Here is a 24,746-nt window from a genome sequence, read left to right as displayed (position 1 = left end):
ATTAGTCGTCAATATTTTTCATATTGGAGGGATTACATGAAAAAGAAGAATTTTATGGTATTAGGAGGGGATGAACGCAATTTAGAACTAGCAAGTCTTCTTGATAAGGATGGACACAATGTGTTAAAGTCACATATTCATGGTTTAGACTTTAGAAATTCTGAAATAATAATTGGACCGCTGCCTCTTTCATATGACAATAAAACATTAAATGCACATTTTCACGATAAAAAAATATCAATAGAAACAGTTTTAGAGAAAATAGATAGCAACCAGCCTTTTATAGCTGGGAAAATAAATGACAACCATATTCTAAAAGCAAAAGAATATGGTATTACTATTATTGATTATTTTAAGAGAGAAGAAATGCAGATTTTAAATGCTATTCCAACGGCTGAAGGAGCTATTAAAATTGCATTAGAACGTATGCCTATAACTTTACATAGTTCTAATGCTTTAGTATTAGGATTTGGAAGGATAGGCAAAACTTTGGCTAGTATGCTCTATGGAATAGGAGCCAATGTTTATGTAGCAGCAAGAAAGTATAGTGATATGGCATGGATTAGAAGTTTAAGGTATACACCTATATTGCTTAGAGAATTGGATAGACATATTCATGATATGGATGTAGTGTTCAATACAATTCCATCTCTGGTACTCAACAAGGATACATTAAGCCATATAAAGAAAGAAACTTTGGTAATTGATGTAGCTTCAAAACCGGGAGGAGTTGATTTTGATGTAGCAGATAAATTAGGAATAAAAACAATTCATGCTTTAGGATTACCAGGGAAGATTGCTCCAGTAACTGCTGCTATGGTCATTAAGGAAACCATATATAATATTATTGAAGAAAGGGGTATATAAAGATGACATTGGAAGGGATTAAAATAGGATTGGGATTAACAGGATCCTTCTGTAATTTTCAATATGTATTTCCAGAGATAGAGAGACTTGCTGGTAAAGGAGCCGATTTATATCCAATAATCTCATATAATGTAGATTCTATTAACACAAGATTTGGCGAAGCTGATGAATGGAAAAACAAATTAAGTAAAATAACTGGTAAGGAATTAATTTCAACTATTGTAGATGCAGAGCCTGTTGGACCTGAATTAAAGTTAGACATAATGATAGTAGTGCCTTGTACTGGTAATACATTAGCTAAATTAGCTAGCGCTATAACAGATACTCCAGTAACTATGGCATGTAAAGCACATTTAAGAAATCAGAAGCCTTTAGTGTTAGCTATTGCAACTAATGATGCATTGGGAGCCAATGCTAAGAACATAGGCATGCTTTTGAACATGAAAAATGTGTATTTTGTTCCTTTTAAACAAGATAATCCAACAGGGAAACCTAATTCAATGATAGCAAACTTTGAAAAGATTGAACCAACTATTAAGGAAGCTTTATTGGAAAAACAAATTCAACCGATTTTAGAATAAACAGAGACTCAATTAAGGTCTCTGTTTTAAAGTGGTTATTTAATTAGATTATTATATAGCTGTTGGGCGAAATGTGGAATATTATTAGTATTTGTTATTATGGATATTTTCCTATTATCGTATAGCATATCCACAATATCTTTCTTATTAGCAGTGTAAAAATTTTTAAAATCCTTCGTGATAGTATCCCTGCATTCTATGTTAAAAAAAGTAGTAAAAATAACATGTTCTTCTTTATGATTTATAGCTATTCCAATTATTTTTTCATTACTATTTTCATTTGAAATAAGAGTACCAGGTAAATTTAAATAAGCTGACGTAACCCTAACGGGAATATTAAATTTATTTGCAATTTCTACTGCTTTTGGATGCATCACCTTAACTCCGTTTGATGTTAAATTGTACATATCAGCAAAGGATATTTTTTTAATATAGCGAGTGTAAGGAACTATTTTAGGATCTATAATTGCAACACCAGGTACATCAGTAAATATGTCAACTCTTTCAGCTTTTAAATGGCCACCTAAGGCAATAGCTGTAATATCACTACCACCTCTTCCTAATGTTGTAATCTCCTTATTTTTAGTTACTCCTTGAAATCCTGCTATTACTACAACTTTACCTTCTCTTATATATTTCTTTACAGTCCATACATCAATATTCATTATTTCAGCAGAATTAAAATTATCATCTGTTAGTATTCCAGCCTGAAATCCAGTTAATGGTTCAGAAGGAATGTTATTTACTTCTAATAGATGAGATACTACTGATGCTGATATTGTTTCACCACAGGACATTATTAAATCCTTTTTCTTAGAGTCTATTCTATTATTTATCTGTTCCAATTGTCTAATTAAAGTATCGGTGGCATACGGATCACCTTTTCGGCCCATTGCAGACACTACTATTACGGGAGTGTTACTGCTATTTATGCACTCTTTTATATGCTTTAGAATACTAGGTTTATTGTTAAGATTTCTAAGTGATGTTCCTCCAAATTTCTGTACAATAATTCCCATAATATCACCTGCTACAATAGATTCTTTTCTATTAATGTTTCAGCAATTTGCACTGAATTAAGAGCTGCACCTTTGCGAAGGTTATCTGCGACTATCCATAGATTTAGACCATTCTTTATTGAGAAATCATTTCGGACTCGTCCTACAAACACTTCATCCTTACCATTAGCATCAATAGGCATAGGATACAGTTCAGACTTAGGATCATCCACAACTTTAATTCCTTTAGATTCACTTAATATTTTTCTTGCTTCATCCGCAGAAATAGGTTTTTCAGTCTGTATGTTAACTGATTCTGAATGACAGTTAATGACTGGAATTCTAACTGTAGTAGAGCATACTTTAATATTTTTATCCAGTATCTTCTTAGTCTCGTTAACCATTTTCATTTCTTCTTTAGTGTAGCCGTTTTCTAAGAATTCATCTATATGGGGTAAAGCGTTAAACAGAATTTGATATGGATAAACAGAATTTGATATAGGTTTATCTGAACAATAATCTGTTATTTGATTTGTCAACTCTTTTATGGCATTTTTACCACTTCCAGATACTGCCTGATAGGTAGACACAACGATTCGTTTTATTTTATAAACATCATGTAATGGTTTTAAAGGCACTAGCATCTGTATTGTGGAACAATTTGGATTTGCTATAAGCCCCTTGTGGTGCACAAGATCTTCTGAATTTACTTCTGGAATTACTAAAGGAACATTATCATCCATTCGCCATGCGTTGCTGTTATCTATGACTACAGCTTCCTTACTAACTGCAATAGGTGCAAGGTATTTACTAATACTCCTGTCAACACAGAAAAATGCTATGTCTATATCATTAAAATCACCTTTTTCTGCGACTTCAGTAAAGAATTTTTCACCATTAAAAATGATTTCCTTATTTTTGTTTTTTGGTGTCCCTAAAAACTTAATTTTATTAATAGGAAAATTACGTTCACTAAGTATAGTTATTATCTTTCTTCCTACAGTCCCTAAAGGACCAACTATGGCTACATTGTACGCTTTCAAAGATATCTCCTCCTAAACAAATATTCTTTTAAACTTAGATAGTTACATCATATTCAGTACTACTTTAAATGGTTAAATTTTAATTTAAGAACATGTTTAATAGGTTTTCATATTATGTAATAGATAAATTTTAAAAGGAGGTTTTTTGATGGTTTATTGGGGAAGATTAATTACAGCAATGGTTACCCCTTTTGATGAGAATTTGAATGTTGATTATGAATCAGCAGTTCTATTGGCAAAATACTTAATTAAAGAAGGGAATACAGCTTTGGTAGTAACAGGGACTACAGGAGAATCACCAACGCTAAATTCTGATGAAAAGATAAAACTATACAAAGAAATCAAGAAGAATATAGACGTGCCAATAATTGCAGGAGTTGGTACAAACTCCACTGAAGCTACTATAGAAAATGCTAAAAGTGCAATTGAAGTAGGAGCAGATGGACTTCTTGTAGTGTCACCTTATTATAATAAGCCTGACCAGAAGTCTTTATATGTACATTTCAAAAAAGTTGCAGAAGCTGTAGATGCTCCAATTATGTTGTACAATGTACCAGGAAGAACTGGCTGCAACATATTACCTGAAACAGTTGCAAAGTTAGCTCAAATAGACAATATAGTAGCATTGAAGGAGGCAAGCGGAAATATAAATCAGATGTCTGAGATGGTAAAGAGAACACCGGAAGATTTCCTAATCTATTCAGGTGATGATTCCATGACATTGCCAGGTATGGCAGTTGGTGTATATGGGATAGTCAGTGTTGCTGCTCATATAGTAGGTAAAGATATGAAGGAGATGATAGATGCCTTTGTATCAGGGAACACGAGAAGAGCAATGAAAATACACTTAAAACTACTAGACATATTTAACAAGCTATTTGTAGTTGCAAATCCAATTCCCGTTAAAGCAGCATTAAATATGAGTGGAATTAAAGTGGGAGGATTAAGATTGCCATTAACAGAAGCAAGCGAAGATGTGAAAAGTATTGTAAGAGATGAATTAGAGAAATTGGGAACAAGTGTACAGTAAACTATGAATGAATAAGAGAAACCCTAAATTCAATGAGTTTAGGGTTTCTGCTATATTTTCAAATAAATTATAAAATTATAGAACTTATGTTATATAATATATTTATAACAATATCAATGAGAAAAGTTTTAGCTATTGAAAGAAAAGTAATTGGTTATGAGGTGATTTAATGAAGTCAACAGAGATAAACAATGAATACATAAAGCTGGTTGTTCAAGATGCAGAAATATATTTAAAGGACTATAAGGTAACATTAGAAAAGGCTGCCAACTCAAATGCAATATATAAAGGAAAACCTGTACCATTTCTCTATCATCCGATGTTTTTTACAGAGGAAGATGTAGATAATTTTAGAAAAATTGGAGATATGATGATTTCCATTGCTAATAAGGTTATAAATAGATATATAGAGGATGGAAGTTTTAGAAAGAAATTTGGATTTTCAAATTTGCTTGAAGAGTTAATACTATTAGACAATGGCTATGATATAAATGTACCCATAGGAAGATTCGATGTATTCTATAAGGATTATGAGGACTTTAAGTTTTGTGAATTAAATACAGATGGTTCTTCTGCAATGAATGAAGACAATACATTAGGACGAATACTGTTAGAAACAAAAGCCATGAAACAATTTAGACAAAAGTATAAGTTGAGTTTATTTGAGTTATTTGATAAATGGGTAAAGGATAGTATAGATATATATAGAAAATATGATTCATCCAACTCTAAACCTAATGTTGCAATAATTGATTTTACTGAGAGTGGTACTTCTAAGGAATTTGAAGAGTTTAAAAGTGCTTACATCAGAAGTGGGTATAATTGTATCATAGCTGATCCTAGAGACTTAAGCTATAGAGATGGAAAGCTTTATTTTGATGATTATAGGATTGATTTAGTTTATAGAAGAATGGTTACATTTGAACTCATAGAAAGGGCAGAAGAAATACAAGATTTTATACAGGCTTATAAAAACGAAGCTATGTGTACAATTGGTTCTATTAGGTCACAGGTAGTGCATAATAAGATAATATTTAAAGTTCTACATGATGAGGATACCTTAAAATTTTTATCTCAAGAGGAGAGGGAATTTATAAAAAAACATGTTCCATATACGGAATTATTTAAGGGAGATAAAGGGGTTTTCAATGAAGTATTAAATAATAAAGATAAATATATTATGAAACCTCTTGATTTAAACGGTTCAAGAGGAGTATTTGTAGGCAGAGATTTTAGTAAAGATGAATGGAGAAAGAGACTAAAAGAAGTATGGGATAAGGATTATATTTACCAAGAATTTATTGAACCATGTACTAGGAAATTTGTAGCATTTGAAGATAATAAGACTTTCGTAGAGGAATTTGGAACCATTATTGGATTATTTATATACAATGAAAGACTTGCAGGTCTTTATACTAGAGTTGGTAAGAGCAATATAATATCTGGGTTAACAGAATATTATACTTTACCAAATATTTTAGTAAATGAGAGAAAATAAATTTCAACAAATATGAATAGAGGGTATATATGGTGCATAGAATCAATGATAATGATTGTATTGAGAAGTTGAAAGGATGATAAACTTGGATACAAGTAATGTATTATTAGCTTTTGGCTTAACATTATTTGCAGGATTATCTACCGGTATTGGTAGTGCACTAGCATTTTATACTAAACAGACAAATAAGAAATTTTTATCTGCTGCATTAGGGTTTTCAGCAGGAGTAATGATATATGTTTCATTTGTAGAAATATTTGCAGAAGCTAAAGCTTCTTTAGCAGTGACATATGGTCAAACTCAAGGATATTGGATTACTACTATAGCATTTTTTGGAGGTATGGCAATAATTGCTTTAATAGATAAATTTGTTCCAAGTGCAGAAAACCCTCACGAAATGTATGATGTTAAGGAAATGAAAGAAAAGGATTCAGAAAATGCAACTTTGATGAGAATGGGTCTTTTTTCGGCTTTGGCAATAGCAATTCATAATTTCCCGGAAGGTATAGCTACTTTTATAAGTGCAATGGAAGATTCAAGATTAGGATTAAGCATAGCTTTAGCTGTGGCTATACACAATATACCAGAAGGGATTGCAGTTTCAGTACCAATTTTTTATGCAACCGGGAATCGAAAAAAAGCATTTAAATATTCCTTTATTTCGGGACTTGCAGAACCACTAGGTGCTTTATTGGCTTATCTAGTGTTGATGAAATTCATGAATGATATGATTTTTGGAGTAGTATTTGCTTCCGTAGCTGGAATTATGGTTTATATATCTTTGGATGAATTACTTCCAACAGCAGAAAAGTATGGAGAACATCATATTGCAATTTATGGATTAATAGGTGGAATGATCATTATGGCATTAAGTATATTGTTACTTGTATAAGTAGGTAATTAGGGAATAATTATTATACCATTAGTTATAATAAGTATGAACCCTATACTGTAAAAGGAGACGTTGATAATGAAAAAGAGTCCCAAGTCAAATCCAGATGATAGAAGAGATAATGTAGACAAAATTCAGTTCAAAATTAATAAAACAATCCAAAATTATGAGTTAGCAGAAGAGATGATTGCTAAAACAGATGATGAAAAGACAAAAGAGGAATTAAAGGAGAAAAATAAAAGAAGACTTGAATCTCTCAAATCAATGAGGCATGAAATAAGAGATGAAGCAATAGCCAAAGAAAAAGGGTATAAGGATCGTAAGTGAATTTATTTTACTTACGATTCTTTTTTATTTGATTTTATAAAAATATCAGTTATAATTATAGGGATAGGGGGTATATAATATTTTAGGAGGTTATATTATGATACTTAATGATGTTTCAACACCCATTGCTTTTGGAGCGGGATTTTTATCATTCTTTTCTCCGTGTGTTCTTCCGATGATCCCAGTGTATATAATGTATATGACTGGTGCTAGTATGGAAAGCGAATTAAGGAAAAGAAAAATTACTGCATTGATTAGAACTATTGGTTTTATAATAGGATTTACGATTATATTTATGGTAATGGGAACATCTGCAAGTTTTTTAGGGAAAATATTTATAAGAAATAGAGAAATATTTTTAAGGATAAGTGGAATCTTAATAATAATTTTTGGTTTAAGTATGATGGGAATTTTTAATTTTAAATTTTTAAGTATGGAAAGAAAAGTAAGTATTCCTAGACAAACTAAGAATTGGTTTAGCTCAATATTGATGGGGATGGCTTTTGCAGCTGGTTGGACACCTTGCTTTGGTCCAGTATTGGCTTCAATACTTATTATGGCAGGAGGAACAGCTACAGTTTCTCAAGGAGTATTTCTGTTACTAGTCTATTCTATAGGCATGGCGATACCGTTTATATTAACAGCTTTATTTATTAATATATTTAGCAAGTTTCTTGAAAGAACTCAAAAGGTTATGATATATTTGCCTAAAGTTGGTGGCATTATTATGATAATCTTTGGATTATTGGTATTCTTTAATAAGGTTGTGGATATAAGTAGATTATTATAATGAAGAGGAGAGATATAGTGAATAGAAAGATTTTAGCAATAATAATAGCTGTTGTAGTTTTGGCTGTAGGGCTATATTATTTTACCATTGGAAAAGATGAAAAACCAAATGAAAATAACTTATCAGAAGAAAATGTCTCTGAGGAAAATGACAGTGAAACGGATTCAGAGACATCAGATGAAGGTATGCAGGACAAGAAAGCTAGCGACGAAATAACACCTGATATAGCTATTGGAGAAGAAGCACCAGATTTTACTCTTCTTAACCTAGATGGAGAAGAAGTATCACTATCCGATTATAGAGGGAAGTATGTGCTGGTAAACTTCTGGTATACAGGATGTCAATATTGCGATATGGAGATGCCCGATCTTCAAAGATTATATGATGAAAATGATGATTTGATGGTACTGGCAGTAAATGTTATGGAAGAAAAAAGCATTGTAGAAGATTATATTAAAGAAGGTAAATATAGCTTTCCTGTAGTTTTTGACGAAGAGGGCGAGATAGCTGGAACATATTTAGTAAGTGGTTTTCCTACTTCATATTTTGTGGATAAAGAAGGGAATCTATTAGGAGGAATACCTGGGATGATGACATATGAACAAATGAATCAGATTTTGGATGATTTCAGAAAGGATGAATAGAGTCTTCACTTTTTACATCATGATGATATAATAATAAAAGACTATAAATTTGGAGTGATGTAATTGACTGAGGAAGAAAATAAGTTAGCAGGAACTGGCTGTGAAGCATTAGTTCCAGAAGAGGATAGAAAGCCCTTAGCTGAAATAGAGAGAAGTATAATAAAGAGGTATAGAAAGCATTTGTGGAGTAAATTTGTTAAAGCCATTAAAGAATATGAATTAGTACAAGATGGGGACAAAATTGCCGTAGCTATTTCTGGAGGTAAGGATAGCATATTGATGGCTAAATTGTTCCAAGAATTACATCGTCACGGAAATTCAAATTTTGAATTAGAGTTTATAGCAATGGATCCTGGATATCATCCTAATATAAAACAACTGTTGATAGATAACTGTGAGTATCTAGATATTCCTATACATATATTTGAATCAGGAATATTTGAAGTGGCAGATAGGATTGCTGGTGATTATCCCTGTTATATGTGTGCAAGGATGAGAAGAGGGGCGTTATATGGTAAGGCTCAAGAACTAGGTTGTAATAAATTGGCTTTAGGACATCATTTTAATGATGTAATAGAGACTACAATGCTAAATCTTTTGTGCTCAGGGAACTTTAAGACTATGATGCCAAAATTAAAATCTAAAAACTATAAAGGGATTGAGCTTATAAGGCCACTTTATCATATAGAAGAAGAATATATAAAAAAATTTATTAACTATAGTGGAATTTCACCTTTGAACTGTGCATGCATGGTATCAGCTAAAAAAACTGGTAACAAACGCTTTGAAATAAAAGAATTAATAGGAGAATTAAAAGAAAAGTTTGTTAATGTAGATATGTCTATATTTAGAGCAGCTGAAAATGTAAATATGGACTGCATATTAGGATGGAAAAAAGACGATAAAAAGTATTCTTTTTTAGATATATATGATGAATAAAATTAAGACCACATTTTGTGGTCTTAATTTGTATAGTTATCAAAGTAACCTTGAATATATACAATAGGAGTGCCTTTGTCCCCACTTCCTGAAGTTAAATCGGAAAGAGAGCCTATGAGATCTGTTAGTCTTCTAGGAGTTGTACCTTGGGTTTCCATAGTTCCTACAAGATCAGATTCTTTGTTTTTGATATGTTCTGATATAGCTTTTTTCAATTCTTCACCTTTTAGGTCTGAAAAATTATTGTCTGCAAGATATTTTAACTTTATTTCATTTGGTGTACCTTCAAGTCCTCTAGTATAGCCAGGAGATACAACAGGATCAGCTAACTCCCAAATCTTGCCTACTGGATCTTTAAAACCGCCATCTCCATAGATCATTACTTCAATGTTTTTACCTGTTTTTTCTTTTATTAAAGACTGGATATCGTCAACAATAGATTGACAATCCCGTGGGAAGAGTTTAACTTTATCCTCTGTCGCCTTGTTTGAACCTAAAAGACCATATTTTTCATTATAGCCATTGCCATCAATGGATTTTGTCAATATATCATCAAGACCAAAAATCTTTTCGACACCATTATGCTTTAAAATTCTTTTGGTTCTAACTCTTGTATGGATATCACAGGTTAGGACATTTTTAGTATAATCCAAAATAGTTTTAGGATTGTTTGAAAAGATTATTTCACATTCAGTTCCGTATTCTTCTATTATAGATTTATAATAATCAACATAGTCAACGCCTGTAAAAGGATGTTTCTTATATCCAAAATTTTTACGATATTCTTCCTCTGTTAAGACATCTGTCCATGGATTTATACCCTTTTCGTCAATACTGTCCATGTCTATTAAAGGATTTCCTACTTCATCAGATGGATATTGAAGCATTAAAACAATTTTTTTAACTCCTTTCGCAATACCACGAAGGCAAGTAGCAAAACGATTACGACTTAAGATTGGGAATATAACACCGATCGTATCTTTGCTAAATTTTGAGTTCACATCTTTAGCAATTGTATCAATAGATGCATAATTTCCTTGGGTACGTGCAACTACTGACTCAGTTATTGCAACTATATCCCTATCATTAATAGGAAAGTTTTCAATTTCTGAAGCTTTTAGTATGGTATCCACTACTATTTCAACTAAATTATCTTTCTCTTTCATAATTGGAGCTCTTAAGCCTCTAATTACAGTTCCAACAACTCTTTCCATTAGAATCTCTCCTTAAAATCATTTTAGTAGATATAAATATTCTTTTACTTTTAATATATACTATATTATGATATAAGTAAAATAAATAGATGTAATGATATATATAAGGAGTGCTTATATGGATATTAAACTTGATTTATACAAAGTTTTTTCTGAAGTAGCTAAGCGTAAAAGTTTTTCAGGTGCTGCGAAAGCACTGTATATGACACAGCCAGCTATTAGCCAAGCAATTATGCAACTTGAAGAAAAACTAGGGATAAGGCTTTTTACTAGAACTTCTAGAGGAGTAACTCTCACAGATGAGGGAGAGATTTTATTTGAGCATATAAGTTCTGCTATTAATCTAATTCATATTGGAGAAAAAAAGATAATTGAGTCAAAGACCTTAACGACAGGTAACTTACGTATAGGCGTCGGTGATACTATTTCGCGTTATTATCTGTTGCCTTTTTTAGAAGAATTTCATAACCAATATCCAAACATTAAGTTGAAAATAATTAATCGTACAACTTTTGAACTCTGTAGTCTTATAAAATCCGGAAAAGTTGATATTGGTATTTGTAATTTACCAATTAAAGATTCATCATTGAATATAAGAAAACTGATAGATATTCATGATATCTTTGTTTGTGGAGAAAAGTATAAGAACAAGATTACTAAATCTATGAGCTATGACGAAATAATAAATTTTCCATTGATATTGCTTGAATCTAAATCAAACTCTAGACAGTATGTAGAAAAGTATTTGTTATCAAAAGGGATTAAAATTGAACCAGAGATTGAACTAGGCTCTCATGATCTATTATTAGAATTTGCAAAAATAAATTTAGGAATATCCTGTGTTATCAGAGAATTTTCACAAGAATATTTACAAAATGGAGAATTATATGAGATTAAACTAGATGAAGATATACCTAATAGAAATATTGGTGTCTGTTCTTTAAAGAGTGTAACACTTTCTCCTGCTACGACAAAGTTTGTTGAAAAATTGAAAAAAGGATAATAAGATAAGCAGGGTTAGATCTGCCTATCTTATTATTCATTGGGTTCTTCAAAAGGATCCATTATTGAAATGTGACCCATTAATGATTCTGCCTTTTCTCCATCTATTAAGAATTGTACTCTATCAACACTGTCTAATTCCAATAAACTATTAACTATTTGAGATATAGTAAAACCTTCTTGCATAGAACCTCCATATAGACCTTCTTGAGAGAAGTTTACAAAGGCTGTTCCATCAGCTATTTCAATTCCTAATAGGTTTATACTTTGAGGTATTATAGTGCTTAATTCCTCAGATTCTGGGCCTTTTATTAATTCCTTCACAACAGTTTCTTCAAGTGATGTATCTCCATATTCAACGGTTCTTTTTTCAGCAATAAGTTTTTCTAAACTTTCATCTCCAGTTTCTACATACTCCTTATTAGCGAAGTAAAGAGTTACTTCTACTTCATCTGTATTAGGAGTAGGTTCCACTATTTCATCATCATTTTCTTCGGCGTTATCCTGTTCTTCTATTGGATTTTCATCTTCAGGAGATTCTGTATTATTACAAGCCACAAGGCTTAAAGACAAGATAATCACTAAAAATATTACAATGAACTTCTTCATGGTTCCACGTCCTTTCCTCTATTTATATATATTATACATTATATTTATTAAGAAAGAGAGAAAAAATGTTAAGAAACTATTAAGAAAGAAAAAATAATTATAAATTATTATAGGGGGACAGATATTGTAAAAATACTTCCTCTTTCCAATGAACTCTCTACTCGAATTTTCCAATTATGTTTTTCTATGATATTTTTAACTACTGTAAGTCCTATGCCATAGCCTTTTATTTTATTCTGTGACTGGGTAGGACCTTCTAATACTCTAAAATTTCTTTTAAATATATCTTCTAAATTTTTTTCATCTATACCTATTCCATTATCCTCTATAGCTATTATTGCCTTATTTTGATATTTTTTAAGTGTTATTGAGATATAATTATTTGCCTTTTTATCATCCCTATATTTTATAGCATTGTCTATTAGGTTAAAAAGTACTTCTTTTATCCTATCTTTATCACATCTAACATTAATGTTCTCTGTGTTTACAAGGGTTATTGAAACATCATTTTTTTTAGCATAAGGTGTTATTAGTTTAACAGTGTCATCCAATATTTCATTTAAATCTTCTTCATTCATATCTAATACTATGTCCTCAAGTTTAATTGAAGTCATTAAATAATTAACTAATTTTTCCATTCTATCTGTTTCATTGTATATGTCCTTTAAATATTCTTTATAGGTTTTTATGTTATTATCTGCCATAGTAAGAGATTCTATCAGCACCTTTATGGAAGTAAGAGGCGTCTTTAACTCATGAGAAATATTATTGATAAAATTTTTCCTATTTTTTTCTACTTTATTCAAAGTATTACTCATATTATTAAAGGTGTTTATTAGTTTGCCTACTTCTCCTTTTGCTTTTCTTTTAATACTATATCCTAAATCTCCTGATGAAATTTTTTCAACCCCATAGGTCAAATCCCTTAAAGGTTTGGTTAAATTATTTGTAACAACAATTGTTAATAATAGCGTAATTATTAATGCAGAACATGCAATCTTAAACATATCATTCTTTAAGCTTTTTACATTTCTATTAATTAAATTCATATCTGCAGATATAAGGACTGCACCTATTATGCGCGTTTCTCCAGCTTCATTTAATGTTATAGGGACAGAAAGTTGAAGTACCTCTTTATTTTTCAAATCATATAAAGTGGATTTGGATTTGCCAGTAAGACTGCTTTTAATTTCCTGGTTATTAATAGTATCATTAATATAACTATGATAATTATCAATTAGAACTTTCTGATTGGAATTCAAGACTAAAATTCTAGAGTTAGCTTGTTTTCCGTAACTTCTTACCATCATTCTAGCGAATATGATGTCATCTATATTCTTCTTATAGACTTCAGCTACAATATTAGCAGTTTGGAATAATCTAATCTCATTATTTCTTATCTGGGTAGTTTTATAATTATTCAGTATTAGTATACTAAACACTGAAAACGCTAATATAGTTATTAAGCTATATATAATTATCATTTTAATTCTTGTTGAAATAATAACCTACCCCCCACTTGGTTAGAATGTATTTCGGTTTTCTAATTTCAGTTTCAATTTTTTCTCTAAGATTTTTAATATGCACATCAATGGTCCTTACATCCATAGGCTCTTCTTCCCAAATATGATTAAAAATCTCTTCCCGAGTAAATACTCTTCCTGGGTTTTTTGCTAATAAATATAGCATATCGAACTCTTTTGCTGTAAGCTTTATTTCTTCATCCTTTTTATAGGCTTTTCTTTCTTGATAATTTATGATTAAATTTTTAAAGGATAATACAATATCTTTTTTATTTACTGTAGATCTTCTTGTTATAGCTTTTATCCTAGCTATTAGTTCGAATACATTAAAGGGTTTAGTCATATAATCGTCTGCACCTAGTTCAAACCCTAATATTTTATCATAATCACCATCTTTTGCTGTGAGCATTAATATTGGCATATCATGAATTTCTCTAATTTTTTTACATAGCATCATACCGTCTATATCAGGTAGCATTAAATCCAGTATGATAAAATCTACATTTTTAGTCTGTAAAACTATAAGAGCTTCTTCACCATTATAAGCAGTAGAGACACTGTAGCCTTGCTGTTCTAAACTTTTTTTTAAGCCCTTTACAATAAGCTTTTCATCATCAACTACTAAAATATTCACTTTATCACCTTCTTATGTAATAAATTAAATCAATTTCATTATATCATTTTACATGATTCTTTCATACACTAGAAGGGAACATATAAAATATTAGTCCAATTCTAGTTTCTAAAAAGGAAATATAATGTTATAATAGTATAAAGGAAAATAATAGAAGAAGGTAGCGTAATGAAAAAATGGGCTCTTAAAGTGTTAAAATTATTCTTAGGATATTTTGTATGTGCTTTAGGTATAGTTATGACCATAAACGCAAACTTAGGATTAGCACCTTGGGATGTTTTCCACCAAGGAATTTCTAATGTTTTTAGAATCACAATGGGAAAAGCTCATATTTTAGTTGGAGTTAGTATAGTGATATTGAACAGTATACTTGAAGAAAAAGTAGGTTGGGGAACATTATTTAATATGATATTTATAGGTATATTTATTGATATTCTTATGTTGAATAATTTAGTTCCTGTATTTGATGGATTTATACTAAGTTTCATTATGATGCTTCTAGGAATGTTGGTTTTAGGTTTTGGATGTTACCTATATATTAGTATTGGATTAGGATCAGGGCCGAGAGATGGTTTGATGATAGGGTTTGTGAAGAAAACCAATAAGTCAGTACGATTAGTAAAAAATACTCAAGAGATTACTGCAGTTGCTGTTGGATATATTCTGGGAGGGCATGTAGGTATAGGAACTTTGATTATGGCTATTGTAGGAGGGTATGCTACACAGTTTGCTTTTAAATTAGCAAAATTTGATGTTAGCCAAGTTAAACATAGGTTTATAGAAGATGATGTAAAATACATAAAGAAAAAGTTAGAGGACATAAAATCAAATGCTGAAGATTAAAATCCAAAATAATCTGCTTATAGTTAACTATACATGTTGTATAATCAATGTATGATACATAATTATATTAATAAACTAAAAAATGGAGGGAAGTTATGAAAAAAATATCAATTGCAGTATTAATATTAATACTTTCATTGGCTTTTACAGGCTGCACTAATAATGAGTTAGGATTTTACAATGCTTATAAAAGGACTCAAGATATTGATTCTATGGAAAGTAATACAGTTCTTAATTTTACACTAGAGGCTGAGGGATTTGCAAAAGAGCAACAACAAGTAATAGATCAGACAACTAGTATGTTAAAAGATTCAGATATCAACATATATCAAAAGATGATACAAAATGAGGATAGGACGGCTGCTACAGCATTTGCAGATATGAATTTAAATATTGGGGATATGAGTATGCCACTATCAGTATGGGTTGATACAGATATGTCAAGTGAGAAACCTGAGTTAATAGAAATCATTAAAATGCCACCAATGTTGATGGCTCAAATGGCTCAAGTGATTCCAGAAGCTTCAGCTAAAGAATATATTGTATACGATTTTGAAGAATTGATGAGTGAAAGTGAAGAACAAATTGACTTTAATGAGCTAATGAAGTTCGGCAAAGAAATGCAACCTAAAATTACAGACTTATTAAAAAGCTATCAGGAAAATTTCGACCCAGAAGTTGAAGTAATAAAATATAAGGGGACTAGAACTGTAAATGGGAAATCATTATCTATTTATGAATTGAAGTTAGATGATAAATCTTTTAAGGAATTCTTAAGATATGCAGTGAACTATAGTCTAAATGATAAAGATACTATAGATTTTATAAAAGAATATATGAATGCAGTAACGAGCATGATGAAAGTTCCAGAAGAAAAACAACTAGTAAAAGATGAAGTTGATAACGAATCAAATAACTTAGATAAGAAGCTTCCAGAATTTAAAAAGAAATTTAATGAATTTATGGATTCTACAAAGGATGTACAGATAATAGGAGATGAAGGAATAGTTATAGAATATGGAATTAATAGTGATGGATATATTGTTCATGAAGCTGGTATTATTGATATGATAATAGATTTAGAAACCATAACAAAAATCATTGGAAACAATGTATCGGAAGAGGCAGAACAAATAAAAGGTGTATTGAAATTAGGAATTAATTATAATACAAAGATTAAAAATATTAACGAAGATATAAAAATCGATATGCCTGAAGTAGATGAAAATAATTCTATAAATTATTATAAGATGTTAAATAAGCAAATGAAAGAATCAGTAACAACATCAACAATAGGTGGGACAGACAGAGTAACAGATGTCCATATTCAACAGAGACATTAGAATCAGTGAATAAAGTTATGATATGAGAATAAGATAATTTAGGATACGGTATAACTATTTAAGGTTTGATTAGTTATACCGTTTATTTGTTTAAATATATATGATAATATTATATACAAATTGACTAAAGAGGTGAAATAATTGGAATTATCTAATCAATCAGTGATAAATATAAGAAATTTAGAAAAAAGCTTTGGAAATAAAAAAGTACTAAAGGGAATAGATTTAGATGTATATCCAGGACAAATAATAGGATATATAGGTCCTAATGGTGTCGGGAAGAGCACTACAGTTAAGATAATGCTTGGATTAATTGGCGAGTATACAGGAGATGTACAGGTTTTAGGAGAAGATGTAAGTAGCGGAAAAGTAGAATATAAAAGGAAAATAGGTTATGTTCCAGAAACGGCGGATATTTATGATAATTTAACTGGAAGAGAGTATTTAACCTTTATAGGAGAATTACATAACATTGATTACAATGAAGCTAATGAAAAAGCAAAATCGATGATGAAACTATTTGGACTAAAAAATGTATATGATTCTAGAATATCATCTTATTCAAAGGGAATGAAACAAAAGTTATTGATAATTTCTAGCTTAATAAATGATCCGGAGATATTATTTTTAGATGAACCTTTAAGTGGTATAGATGCAAATAGTGTTATGGTTATTAAGGAAGTATTAGAAGAGCTTAAATTACAAGGTAAAACCGTATTCTATTCATCTCATATAATGGAAGTGGTAGAGAAGATAAGTAACAGAATAGTTCTAATCAATGATGGGCAAATCGTTGCAGATGGAAGCTTTGAAGAATTAAAAGGGAAGTCTATGGAAGGTTCACTTGAGGACATATTTAACCAGCTCACTGGATTTAATGACCATAAAGAGATTGCAAAAGAATTTGTATCTATAGTTCAAGGGGCAAATAGATATGGAGGAATTTAGAATACTAAAGTTTTTAGATATATTTGATGGGATGTTTCAAAAATTTGGAATAGATTATGATACAATGAGAAAAATATTAAAAGTAAAACTTACTTTAGATGGAAGAAGAACTCCTACAACTATGTTGAATTCATCTAACAAGAAAAAGAAAGATGGGAATAATTTAATAAAATCACTAGGCCTTTATATATTGTTAGGGATTGTATTTATTCCATTTATAGTGCTAGGTGAAAGTTACCTATTTCAGATGAGTTTTGTATTTGGAGTAATAATGTTTATGATGACAATTACTTTAGTATCAGATTTTTCAACAGTATTGTTGGATTTAAAAGATAAGGATATAATACTTTCTCGTCCAATAAATAGCAAGACGTTGAATATAGCAAAGATGATTCATATTACTATTTATATGTTCTATATTACTATTGCTTTTATAGGGCCTGGTTTTATAGCAGGATTCATTAAGCATGGATTGTTATTTTCGATGATATTTTTTATTGAAATAATACTTATGGATCTTTTAATAATAGTGTTGACAGCATTGTTATATCTGTTAATCCTTAAATTTTTCGATGGGGAAAAATTAAAGGATATAATTAATTATTTTCAAATAATATTGACTATAACCATAACTGTAGGATATCAATTGTTAGGCAGATTGTTTAGTTTTGATGAATTATTGAATATAGAGTTTACACCAAAACCGTGGCAATATATATTACCTCCTATATGGTTCGGAGGGCCATTTGAACTGATATTAAATGGAAATGTCAGCAATTATATATTGATGTTTACTGCGCTGGCTGTCGTAATGCCAATAATAGCAATAATCATATATACTAAGCTTATACCAATATTTGAATATAATTTACAGAAACTAAATGATACCAGTGGGCATTCAAAACCCAGAAATAAAGGTCTAAACTTCTATTTAGCTAAGATTGTATGCAGGTCTAAAGAAGAGAGGACATTTTTCAGATTTGCTACTAATATGATCAAAAAGGAAAGAGTTTTTAAGTTGAGAGTTTATCCATCTTTAGGTTTTTCCATGATATTTCCTTTTATATTCATATTAACAGCAATTGGTTCAGAAGGTTTAGGTTGGTTAAAGGGTAGCAAGATGTTTCTTAGCCTATATTTTGTTGGCATTATGGTTCCTAATATAATAATGAATTTAGGATATTCAGGTAATTATAAAGGTGCATGGATCTATAAGATTGCCCCTGTAGTTGACTTATTATCCATAATTAAAGGTGCTGTAAAGGCTTCACTCGTCAATATAATATTGCCTTTATATGTCTTAATTAGCATAGTTTCTATGTTTGTATTTGGAGGTGAAGTATTTATTCATTTAATTATTATATTCATAAGCATATTATTATATATTACAATTTGTTCTAAAATACTCAATGATACTCTACCTTTTTCTGAACCTTTTGAAACTGCAAATCACGGTAGTGGATTAGCAATGATACCTTTAATGTTACTCTTAGGACTGTTTGCATTAGCTCATTTCATAGCTATGACCATTCCATATGGTATATTAATATATATGGTAGTATTGATTATTATAAACCTATTCACTTGGAAGAAGGTATTTGAAGTGAACAAAAAATTAGTTAATAATAGATAAATATGATTGAAGGAGGAGTTTTATGCTTACGAGGAATCTGGATAAAGCTCGAGAAGCTTATAGGAATAAAGATATTGATGCTACAATCAAAGCTCATAATAAAGGATATGAGCCTCATAATGAAGGACAAGGTAAATATATTAAAAGTTTAGTATATGGAGGATTAGATGGGATAATTACCACATTTGCAGTTGTAGCTGGAGTTGCAGGAGCAGCGCTTAACACTGGAATAGTTTTAATAATGGGATTTGCTAATTTAATAGCGGATGGACTGTCTATGGCAATTGGAGATTATTTGTCCACAAAAGCAGAGGTAGAATATCAGCAAGTAGAGAGAGAAAGAGAAACTTGGGAAGTAGAACATTATCCTGAAGGAGAAATGCAAGAAATGGTAGAGATATACATGGCTAAGGGTATGAGTGAAGAGGATGCTAAACAGATGATGGATATATTATCGAAGAATAAAAAGGCTTGGATAGATGTGATGATGGTAGAAGAATTAGGAATTGTAGAAGAGGAAGAATCTCCAATTAGGAACGCACTAGTCACATTCTTTTCATTTCTGGTTTTTGGATTTATTCCTTTGATAGCTTATGTATTATCTTCTTTTATACCAGATATAGGAGATTCAACATTTGTATTGGCAATTGTATTGACAGGAGTAACACTTTTTATTTTAGGAGCATTGAAAGTGAAGGTGACTGAGAGGAATTGGTTTACTTCTGGGTTGGAAATGCTTGTGGTTGGAGGAATTGCAGCAGTTGCTGCATACTTAATTGGTAAAGTATTATCTGGATTGGCATAAACAAAAAAGAATATTGATAGAAAGTTTATTTTCTCACAGATTTGGGTACTAATACTTTGCTTTAAGAATATTAAAGGTTTATAATATAATAAAGACAATTTCATGCTTTAAATTAGAAAAGTGAGGGTTTACGATGTCAAAGGCAAAAACAAATGCGATGCGGATCCTAGATACTCATAATAAAAAATACAATGTGATAACCTATGATAGAAGAGATGATAAGATAGATGGGATTTCAGTTGCTAACAAAATTGGAAGGAATGTACGTACTGTATTCAAAACCCTTGTGGCTAAAGGTAAAAGTGGAGAAATATATGTTTTTATAATTCCTGTAGCAGCAGAGTTAGATTTTAAGAAGGCTGCAAATATAACTAGAGAAAAGAAAATAGAGATGATCCATGTAAAGGATATAAGAAAGTGTACTGGTTATATAAGAGGAGGCTGTTCTCCTATAGGTATGAAGAAGAATTATCCTACTTTTGTCGATAAATCTGCTTTAGATTTAGATACTATAATTGTAAGTGGTGGGAAGATAGGAGTTCAAATCGAGTTAGATGTAGATGATTTAAGGGAGATAACTAAAGGGAATATAGATATACTGGTTAAGTAATATAAAGTATATTAGTGCCAAGGAGAGGAGACATAAAAATTGAATTATGATAAACAAATAGAGGAATTTGTAAGTTATTTCAAAAATAGTGAAACTAATGAAGAGGATTTTAAGGTAGGTGTAGAATTTGAACACTTTATAATAGATAAGGACACCTTGTATACTATTTCATATTATGGAGAAAATGGAGTAGAAGAAACCTTAAAGGAGTTAGAAGGCTATGGATGGGTAGGCAATTATGAGGGAGAGCATCTATTAGGTCTTAGCAATGAAAATAGAATTATAACCCTTGAACCTGGAAGCCAAATAGAGTTAAGTATTAATCCTCAAAAGAACATACAGGATTTAGAAAATGAATATTTCAGTTTTTTACGACACATAATCCCAATTTTAGAAAGTAAAAATCAGGCATTGATTACAGTTGGATATCATCCAATATCCAAAATTCAAGAGATTAAGATAATACCAAAGAAACGGTATGATTATATGTATGAATATTTTAAAACAAAAGGTATACATGCTCATAATATGATGAAAGGTACAGCTTCGTTACAGGTAGCAATTGATTATAAATCTGAAGAGGATTATGTTAAGAAATTCAAGATAGCAAATGCTCTATCACCAGTTTTATATGCACTTTTTGATAATGGATATTATTTTGAAGAAGAAAGATGGGGAAGGTATAATTTGAGATCATTTATATGGCAAAATTGTGATAATGATAGAACAGGAATAGTACCGGGAACATTTGATAATAACTTTGGGTACAGGAAATACGCAGAGTATATCTTAAATGTACCCCCTATATTTGTATATGATGGAGAAAATACCTATCCTACAGGAAAGAAACTGGTAAGAGAAATTTTTGATCCAGAAAATTATTCTATTGCAGAATTAGAGCATATGTTAACTATGGTCTTTCCTGATGTAAGGACTAAAAAATATATAGAAATACGTATGATGGATTCAGTACCTTATCCATTAAACTTCGCTGCAGTAGTTCTATTAAAAGGAATTTTTTATAATGATGATAATTTATCTAAAATCTATGAATATGTAAAGAATGTAAATATGGAAGATGTAATTGATGCAAATAAGAGTATTTCTAAGAAGGGATTAAATGGAAAATTAAAAGAAAAAACTATACATGAAATAGGGAATTGGCTTATAACATTAGCAAAGGATGGGTTAAATTCTAGTGAATTAAAATATATTCAACCTCTAGAAGAAATGATAAAAGATAAAAAGAACCCTTATGAAATAATAAGGGAAAAAGAACATTTAGGGAAAAAGGAATCGTTAAATTGTTGTATATTAGATAAATCGTTAATAAAAACATTTAAGTAGTTCTACTTAAATGTTTTTATATTTTAGTTAAAAATATAACGAATTCATAAGGTTATGAATATATTGACAAGTAGTATAATATATTTTAGTATTATAATATATTATCTATTTTGTATAGAATTGAATATAGGAAGTTAGAAAAATATAAACAAAAAATCTGTTGAAAGTAAGAGGCAGCATAGGTGAAAGCTGTCTTTTTTGATAACTTGGCAAAAGGAGGCAATAAGATGGAATTCAAATTCAATTGGGAAGGAAATAAAGAAAGAGTTGAACAATTAAATAGCTTCATGAAGGAAAAAAGGTATAAAAAGGGTGCATTAATGATGATATTGCAAGAAGCCCAAGATTTATTTGGCTACCTTCCCATTGAGATCCAGAAGATGATTTCAAAAGAACTTAATATTCCTTTATCAGAAATATATGGTGTAGCAACCTTTTACTCTCAATTTTCCTTAATTCCAAAAGGGGAAAATGTAATAGGTGTATGTTTAGGAACAGCCTGTTATGTAAAAGGTGGACAAGATATATTAGCAAAGATTGAAGAAATTTTAGGAATAACTATAGCAGAAACTACTCCAGATAGAAAATTTTCTATTGATGCAACTAGATGCTTAGGATCTTGTGGATTAGCTCCGGTGATGATGATAAATGATGAAATATATGGAAGACTCACTGTAGATGATGTGGAAGAAATATTGAATAAATATAGATAGAATGGGAGGTAAAAATGATGATTACTATAGAGATGTTGAATGAGATAAAAAAAAAGACATTAAAGACCATGACATTAAGGTTAGAAAAGAAAAATAATGGAATTTCCAGTATCAATAAAGAAAACGTTTCGGATAAGAAACACGTTTTAATATGTGGAGGGCCTGGATGCCATTCATCAGGTGCAGATGAATTAAAGAAGAGGTTTGAACAGAAGATAGATAAGGAAGAATTAACTGATGTGAACGTAAGTATAGCAGGCTGTTTTGGGCTATGTGAATCTGGACCAAATATAGAAATATATCCAGGAGGTACATTTTATAGTCAAGTAAAGATTGATGATGTAGATGAAATTGTGGAAAAACATCTATGTAGAGATGAAGTTGTGGAGAGATTATTGAATGAAGGTGCAATAAAAGAAGAAAATATAAAACCAGTGTTCGAAGTTGATTTTTATAAAAAACAGGAGAAGATAGCTTTAAGGAACTGCGGAATCATAGATTATAACAGTATTGATGAGTACATAGCCCTTGATGGATATCAGGCTTTAGCAAAGGCCTTAACTGAGATGACTCAAGAGGAAGTTATAGATATTATGAAGAAATCAAATTTAAGAGGTAGAGGAGGGGCAGGATTTCCAACAGGTCGAAAGTGGGAAACGGCATTCAAATATGAAGCAGATAAGAAATATGTAATATGTAATGCTGATGAAGGTGATCCAGGAGCATTTATGGATAGAAGCATACTAGAAGGAGATCCTCATTCGGTGTTGGAAGCTATGGCTATATGCGGATATGCAATTGGTTCAGACCAAGGATATATATATGTAAGAGCCGAATATCCAGTAGCAGTGCAAAGACTTAAAACAGCTATAAAAAAAGCAAAGGAAAAAGGGCTATTAGGCGAAAATATATTTGGAACAGAGTTCAACTTTAATATAGAAATAAGACTTGGAGCGGGAGCCTTTGTATGTGGTGAGGGGACAGCTCTAATGGAATCCATAGAAGGTAAGAGAGGAATGCCAAGACCAAAAATAAATAGAACAGCTCATAAAGGATTATGGGGTAAACCTACTATAATCAATAACGTTGAAACTTTAGCAAATGTTCCTCCAATCATTACAAAAGGTGCGAAATGGCTTAAGAGCATTGGCACAGAGGATTCACCAGGTACTAAAGTATTTGCATTAGGTGGAAAGATAAAGAATACTGGTTTAGTGGAAGTGCCTATGGGAACCACTTTAAGGGAAATAATATTTGACATTGGAGGAGGAATACCAAACGGAAAGAAATTTAAAGCAGTTCAAACAGGAGGTCCTTCTGGAGGATGCATTCCAGAAGAATTTTTAGATACTCCAGTGGATTTTGCTTCATTAGGTAAAATTGGTTCTATAATGGGCTCTGGAGGAATGATAGTATTAGATGATACAGATTGTATGGTGGATATTGCAAGATTTTTTTTGGATTTTACTGTAGATGAATCCTGCGGGAAATGTGTTCCATGCAGAGAAGGAACTAAGAGAATGCTAGAGATATTGGAAAGAATAACTAAGGGTAAAGGAACCCCTGAAGATTTAGACAGACTTGAGTCCTTATCTGAAGCCATAACAGATAGCTCTTTATGTGGATTGGGACAAACTGCTTCAAATCCTGTGAAATCTACAATGAAATATTTTAGGCATGAATATGAAGCTCATGTTAAAGAAATTAGATGTCCAGCAGGTTCATGTCAAGAACTATTACAATTCTTTATTACAGATAAATGTGTAGGATGTACAAAATGTGCAAATAATTGTCCGGCATCATGTATTAGTGGAAATTTAAAGGAAAGACATGTTATAGATACAGAACAATGTATTAAGTGTGGCACTTGTATGGAAGTATGCCCAGTTGGAGCGGTTATTAAGAAATAGATA

Annotated in this window: 25 protein-coding genes; 19 read left to right on the top strand and 6 right to left on the bottom strand. The window is 30.8% G+C overall.

Going from position 1 to position 24,746, the window contains the following annotated elements; all coding sequences use genetic code 11:
* Positions 1 to 36: 36 nt before the first annotated feature.
* Complete coding sequence (dpsA, locus tag K8M07_RS05855) at positions 37 to 867, top strand: dipicolinate synthase subunit DpsA (protein WP_223376967.1); 831 nt, start codon at positions 37 to 39, stop codon at positions 865 to 867.
* A 2-nt stretch (positions 868 to 869) separates the two neighbouring features.
* Positions 870 to 1,448, top strand: a complete 579-nt coding sequence (locus tag K8M07_RS05850) for a dipicolinate synthase subunit B (protein WP_223376966.1) — start codon at positions 870 to 872, stop codon at positions 1,446 to 1,448.
* Positions 1,449 to 1,483: 35 nt separating this feature from the next.
* Here the strand turns inward: K8M07_RS05850 and K8M07_RS05845 are convergent, their stop codons facing one another.
* A complete protein-coding gene (locus K8M07_RS05845; RefSeq protein ID WP_223376965.1) occupies positions 1,484 to 2,467 on the bottom strand; it encodes an aspartate kinase in 984 nt (327 codons plus the stop codon).
* An 11-nt stretch (positions 2,468 to 2,478) separates the two neighbouring features.
* Complete coding sequence (locus K8M07_RS05840; protein ID WP_223376964.1) at positions 2,479 to 3,489, bottom strand: aspartate-semialdehyde dehydrogenase; 1,011 nt, start codon at positions 3,487 to 3,489, stop codon at positions 2,479 to 2,481.
* Between the two features lie 148 nt (positions 3,490 to 3,637).
* Here K8M07_RS05840 and dapA point away from each other — a divergent pair, with 148 nt between their 5' ends.
* From dapA to K8M07_RS05805, 7 genes are all read left to right on the top strand, one after another.
* Positions 3,638 to 4,519, top strand: a complete 882-nt coding sequence (dapA, locus tag K8M07_RS05835; RefSeq protein WP_223376963.1) for a 4-hydroxy-tetrahydrodipicolinate synthase — start codon at positions 3,638 to 3,640, stop codon at positions 4,517 to 4,519.
* Positions 4,520 to 4,688: 169 nt separating this feature from the next.
* The gene (locus K8M07_RS05830) at positions 4,689 to 6,017 is read left to right on the top strand and encodes a glutathionylspermidine synthase family protein (RefSeq protein WP_223376962.1); all 1,329 of its coding nucleotides are present in this window, start codon (positions 4,689 to 4,691) and stop codon (positions 6,015 to 6,017) included.
* An 85-nt stretch (positions 6,018 to 6,102) separates the two neighbouring features.
* On the top strand, positions 6,103 to 6,909 hold the full coding sequence (gene zupT, locus K8M07_RS05825; RefSeq protein WP_223376961.1) for a zinc transporter ZupT: 807 nt from the start codon (positions 6,103 to 6,105) through the stop codon (positions 6,907 to 6,909).
* A 78-nt stretch (positions 6,910 to 6,987) separates the two neighbouring features.
* Positions 6,988 to 7,236 (top strand): small acid-soluble spore protein Tlp, encoded by a 249-nt coding sequence (gene tlp / locus K8M07_RS05820; RefSeq protein WP_223376960.1) that lies wholly within the window; start codon positions 6,988 to 6,990, stop codon positions 7,234 to 7,236.
* 97 nt (positions 7,237 to 7,333) lie between these two features.
* Positions 7,334 to 8,026, top strand: coding sequence for a cytochrome c biogenesis CcdA family protein (locus K8M07_RS05815; protein WP_223376959.1), 693 nt, complete (start codon positions 7,334 to 7,336; stop codon positions 8,024 to 8,026).
* 17 nt (positions 8,027 to 8,043) lie between these two features.
* The gene (locus tag K8M07_RS05810; RefSeq protein ID WP_223376958.1) at positions 8,044 to 8,670 is read left to right on the top strand and encodes a TlpA family protein disulfide reductase; all 627 of its coding nucleotides are present in this window, start codon (positions 8,044 to 8,046) and stop codon (positions 8,668 to 8,670) included.
* A gap of 63 nt (positions 8,671 to 8,733) precedes the next feature.
* Positions 8,734 to 9,609 (top strand): ATP-binding protein, encoded by an 876-nt coding sequence (locus tag K8M07_RS05805; RefSeq protein WP_263282466.1) that lies wholly within the window; start codon positions 8,734 to 8,736, stop codon positions 9,607 to 9,609.
* A 23-nt stretch (positions 9,610 to 9,632) separates the two neighbouring features.
* On the opposite strand, the gene K8M07_RS05800 is transcribed toward K8M07_RS05805, so the two are convergent.
* Positions 9,633 to 10,823, bottom strand: a complete 1,191-nt coding sequence (locus K8M07_RS05800; RefSeq protein WP_223376957.1) for a coenzyme F420-0:L-glutamate ligase — start codon at positions 10,821 to 10,823, stop codon at positions 9,633 to 9,635.
* Between the two features lie 118 nt (positions 10,824 to 10,941).
* On the opposite strand from K8M07_RS05800, the gene K8M07_RS05795 reads away from it, so the two are divergent.
* Positions 10,942 to 11,826, top strand: coding sequence for a LysR family transcriptional regulator (locus K8M07_RS05795; RefSeq protein ID WP_223376956.1), 885 nt, complete (start codon positions 10,942 to 10,944; stop codon positions 11,824 to 11,826).
* A gap of 32 nt (positions 11,827 to 11,858) precedes the next feature.
* Here K8M07_RS05795 and K8M07_RS05790 read toward each other — a convergent pair whose 3' ends face one another.
* From K8M07_RS05790 to K8M07_RS05780, 3 genes are all read right to left on the bottom strand, one after another.
* The gene (locus K8M07_RS05790) at positions 11,859 to 12,434 is read right to left on the bottom strand and encodes a GerMN domain-containing protein (RefSeq protein ID WP_223376955.1); all 576 of its coding nucleotides are present in this window, start codon (positions 12,432 to 12,434) and stop codon (positions 11,859 to 11,861) included.
* Between the two features lie 107 nt (positions 12,435 to 12,541).
* Positions 12,542 to 13,918: a sensor histidine kinase gene (locus K8M07_RS05785; RefSeq protein WP_223376954.1), complete on the bottom strand. Its 1,377-nt coding sequence runs from the start codon at positions 13,916 to 13,918 to the stop codon at positions 12,542 to 12,544.
* Position 13,919: 1 nt separating this feature from the next.
* Positions 13,920 to 14,591 (bottom strand): response regulator transcription factor, encoded by a 672-nt coding sequence (locus K8M07_RS05780; protein WP_223376953.1) that lies wholly within the window; start codon positions 14,589 to 14,591, stop codon positions 13,920 to 13,922.
* A 168-nt stretch (positions 14,592 to 14,759) separates the two neighbouring features.
* Between K8M07_RS05780 and K8M07_RS05775 the strand changes: the two genes are divergently transcribed.
* From K8M07_RS05775 to K8M07_RS05735, 9 genes are all read left to right on the top strand, one after another.
* Positions 14,760 to 15,434: a YczE/YyaS/YitT family protein gene (locus K8M07_RS05775; protein WP_223376952.1), complete on the top strand. Its 675-nt coding sequence runs from the start codon at positions 14,760 to 14,762 to the stop codon at positions 15,432 to 15,434.
* A gap of 95 nt (positions 15,435 to 15,529) precedes the next feature.
* On the top strand, positions 15,530 to 16,777 hold the full coding sequence (locus K8M07_RS05770) for a hypothetical protein (protein WP_223376951.1): 1,248 nt from the start codon (positions 15,530 to 15,532) through the stop codon (positions 16,775 to 16,777).
* A gap of 141 nt (positions 16,778 to 16,918) precedes the next feature.
* Positions 16,919 to 17,725 carry an ABC transporter ATP-binding protein gene (locus K8M07_RS05765; protein ID WP_223376950.1) on the top strand — a complete coding sequence of 269 codons (807 nt, stop codon included), beginning with the start codon at positions 16,919 to 16,921 and terminating at the stop codon, positions 17,723 to 17,725.
* Positions 17,712 to 19,358: a hypothetical protein gene (locus K8M07_RS05760; RefSeq protein WP_223376949.1), complete on the top strand. Its 1,647-nt coding sequence runs from the start codon at positions 17,712 to 17,714 to the stop codon at positions 19,356 to 19,358. The genes K8M07_RS05765 and K8M07_RS05760 overlap by 14 nt, the downstream gene beginning before the upstream one ends.
* A gap of 22 nt (positions 19,359 to 19,380) precedes the next feature.
* Positions 19,381 to 20,163: a VIT1/CCC1 transporter family protein gene (locus K8M07_RS05755; RefSeq protein WP_223376948.1), complete on the top strand. Its 783-nt coding sequence runs from the start codon at positions 19,381 to 19,383 to the stop codon at positions 20,161 to 20,163.
* Between the two features lie 133 nt (positions 20,164 to 20,296).
* Positions 20,297 to 20,773 (top strand): Cys-tRNA(Pro) deacylase, encoded by a 477-nt coding sequence (gene ybaK, locus K8M07_RS05750; protein WP_223376947.1) that lies wholly within the window; start codon positions 20,297 to 20,299, stop codon positions 20,771 to 20,773.
* A gap of 39 nt (positions 20,774 to 20,812) precedes the next feature.
* Positions 20,813 to 22,120 carry a glutamate--cysteine ligase gene (locus K8M07_RS05745; protein WP_223376946.1) on the top strand — a complete coding sequence of 436 codons (1,308 nt, stop codon included), beginning with the start codon at positions 20,813 to 20,815 and terminating at the stop codon, positions 22,118 to 22,120.
* Positions 22,121 to 22,407: 287 nt separating this feature from the next.
* Entirely contained in the window at positions 22,408 to 22,833 is a 426-nt protein-coding gene (locus K8M07_RS05740; protein WP_411741957.1) for an NAD(P)H-dependent oxidoreductase subunit E, read from the top strand.
* Between the two features lie 17 nt (positions 22,834 to 22,850).
* Positions 22,851 to 24,743, top strand: a complete 1,893-nt coding sequence (locus K8M07_RS05735; protein WP_263282465.1) for an NADH-quinone oxidoreductase subunit NuoF — start codon at positions 22,851 to 22,853, stop codon at positions 24,741 to 24,743.
* Positions 24,744 to 24,746 lie beyond the last annotated feature (3 nt).

The organism is Schnuerera sp. xch1, assembly GCF_019931165.1.
Taxonomy (GTDB): Bacteria; Bacillota; Clostridia; order Tissierellales; family Tepidimicrobiaceae; genus JAIOUP01.
This window is presented reverse-complemented; position numbering and strand designations above follow the sequence as displayed.

What these genes read in the sequence shown, in the direction of transcription:
- K8M07_RS05800 (WP_223376957.1), bottom strand. Translation starts at nt 10,823, where the DNA reads ATGGAAAGAGTTGTTGGAACTGTAATTAGAGGCTTAAGAGCTCCAATT.
- K8M07_RS05795 (WP_223376956.1), top strand. Translation starts at nt 10,942, where the DNA reads ATGGATATTAAACTTGATTTATACAAAGTTTTTTCTGAAGTAGCTAAG.
- K8M07_RS05845 (WP_223376965.1), bottom strand. Translation starts at nt 2,467, where the DNA reads ATGGGAATTATTGTACAGAAATTTGGAGGAACATCACTTAGAAATCTT.
- K8M07_RS05830 (WP_223376962.1), top strand. Translation starts at nt 4,689, where the DNA reads ATGAAGTCAACAGAGATAAACAATGAATACATAAAGCTGGTTGTTCAA.
- K8M07_RS05775 (WP_223376952.1), top strand. Translation starts at nt 14,760, where the DNA reads ATGAAAAAATGGGCTCTTAAAGTGTTAAAATTATTCTTAGGATATTTT.
- ybaK (WP_223376947.1), top strand. Translation starts at nt 20,297, where the DNA reads ATGTCAAAGGCAAAAACAAATGCGATGCGGATCCTAGATACTCATAAT.
- K8M07_RS05785 (WP_223376954.1), bottom strand. Translation starts at nt 13,918, where the DNA reads ATGATAATTATATATAGCTTAATAACTATATTAGCGTTTTCAGTGTTT.
- K8M07_RS05740 (WP_411741957.1), top strand. Translation starts at nt 22,408, where the DNA reads ATGAAGGAAAAAAGGTATAAAAAGGGTGCATTAATGATGATATTGCAA.
- K8M07_RS05790 (WP_223376955.1), bottom strand. Translation starts at nt 12,434, where the DNA reads ATGAAGAAGTTCATTGTAATATTTTTAGTGATTATCTTGTCTTTAAGC.
- dapA (WP_223376963.1), top strand. Translation starts at nt 3,638, where the DNA reads ATGGTTTATTGGGGAAGATTAATTACAGCAATGGTTACCCCTTTTGAT.
- tlp (WP_223376960.1), top strand. Translation starts at nt 6,988, where the DNA reads ATGAAAAAGAGTCCCAAGTCAAATCCAGATGATAGAAGAGATAATGTA.
- K8M07_RS05815 (WP_223376959.1), top strand. Translation starts at nt 7,334, where the DNA reads ATGATACTTAATGATGTTTCAACACCCATTGCTTTTGGAGCGGGATTT.
- K8M07_RS05755 (WP_223376948.1), top strand. Translation starts at nt 19,381, where the DNA reads ATGCTTACGAGGAATCTGGATAAAGCTCGAGAAGCTTATAGGAATAAA.
- K8M07_RS05735 (WP_263282465.1), top strand. Translation starts at nt 22,851, where the DNA reads ATGATTACTATAGAGATGTTGAATGAGATAAAAAAAAAGACATTAAAG.
- K8M07_RS05770 (WP_223376951.1), top strand. Translation starts at nt 15,530, where the DNA reads ATGAAAAAAATATCAATTGCAGTATTAATATTAATACTTTCATTGGCT.
- dpsA (WP_223376967.1), top strand. Translation starts at nt 37, where the DNA reads ATGAAAAAGAAGAATTTTATGGTATTAGGAGGGGATGAACGCAATTTA.
- K8M07_RS05760 (WP_223376949.1), top strand. Translation starts at nt 17,712, where the DNA reads ATGGAGGAATTTAGAATACTAAAGTTTTTAGATATATTTGATGGGATG.
- K8M07_RS05850 (WP_223376966.1), top strand. Translation starts at nt 870, where the DNA reads ATGACATTGGAAGGGATTAAAATAGGATTGGGATTAACAGGATCCTTC.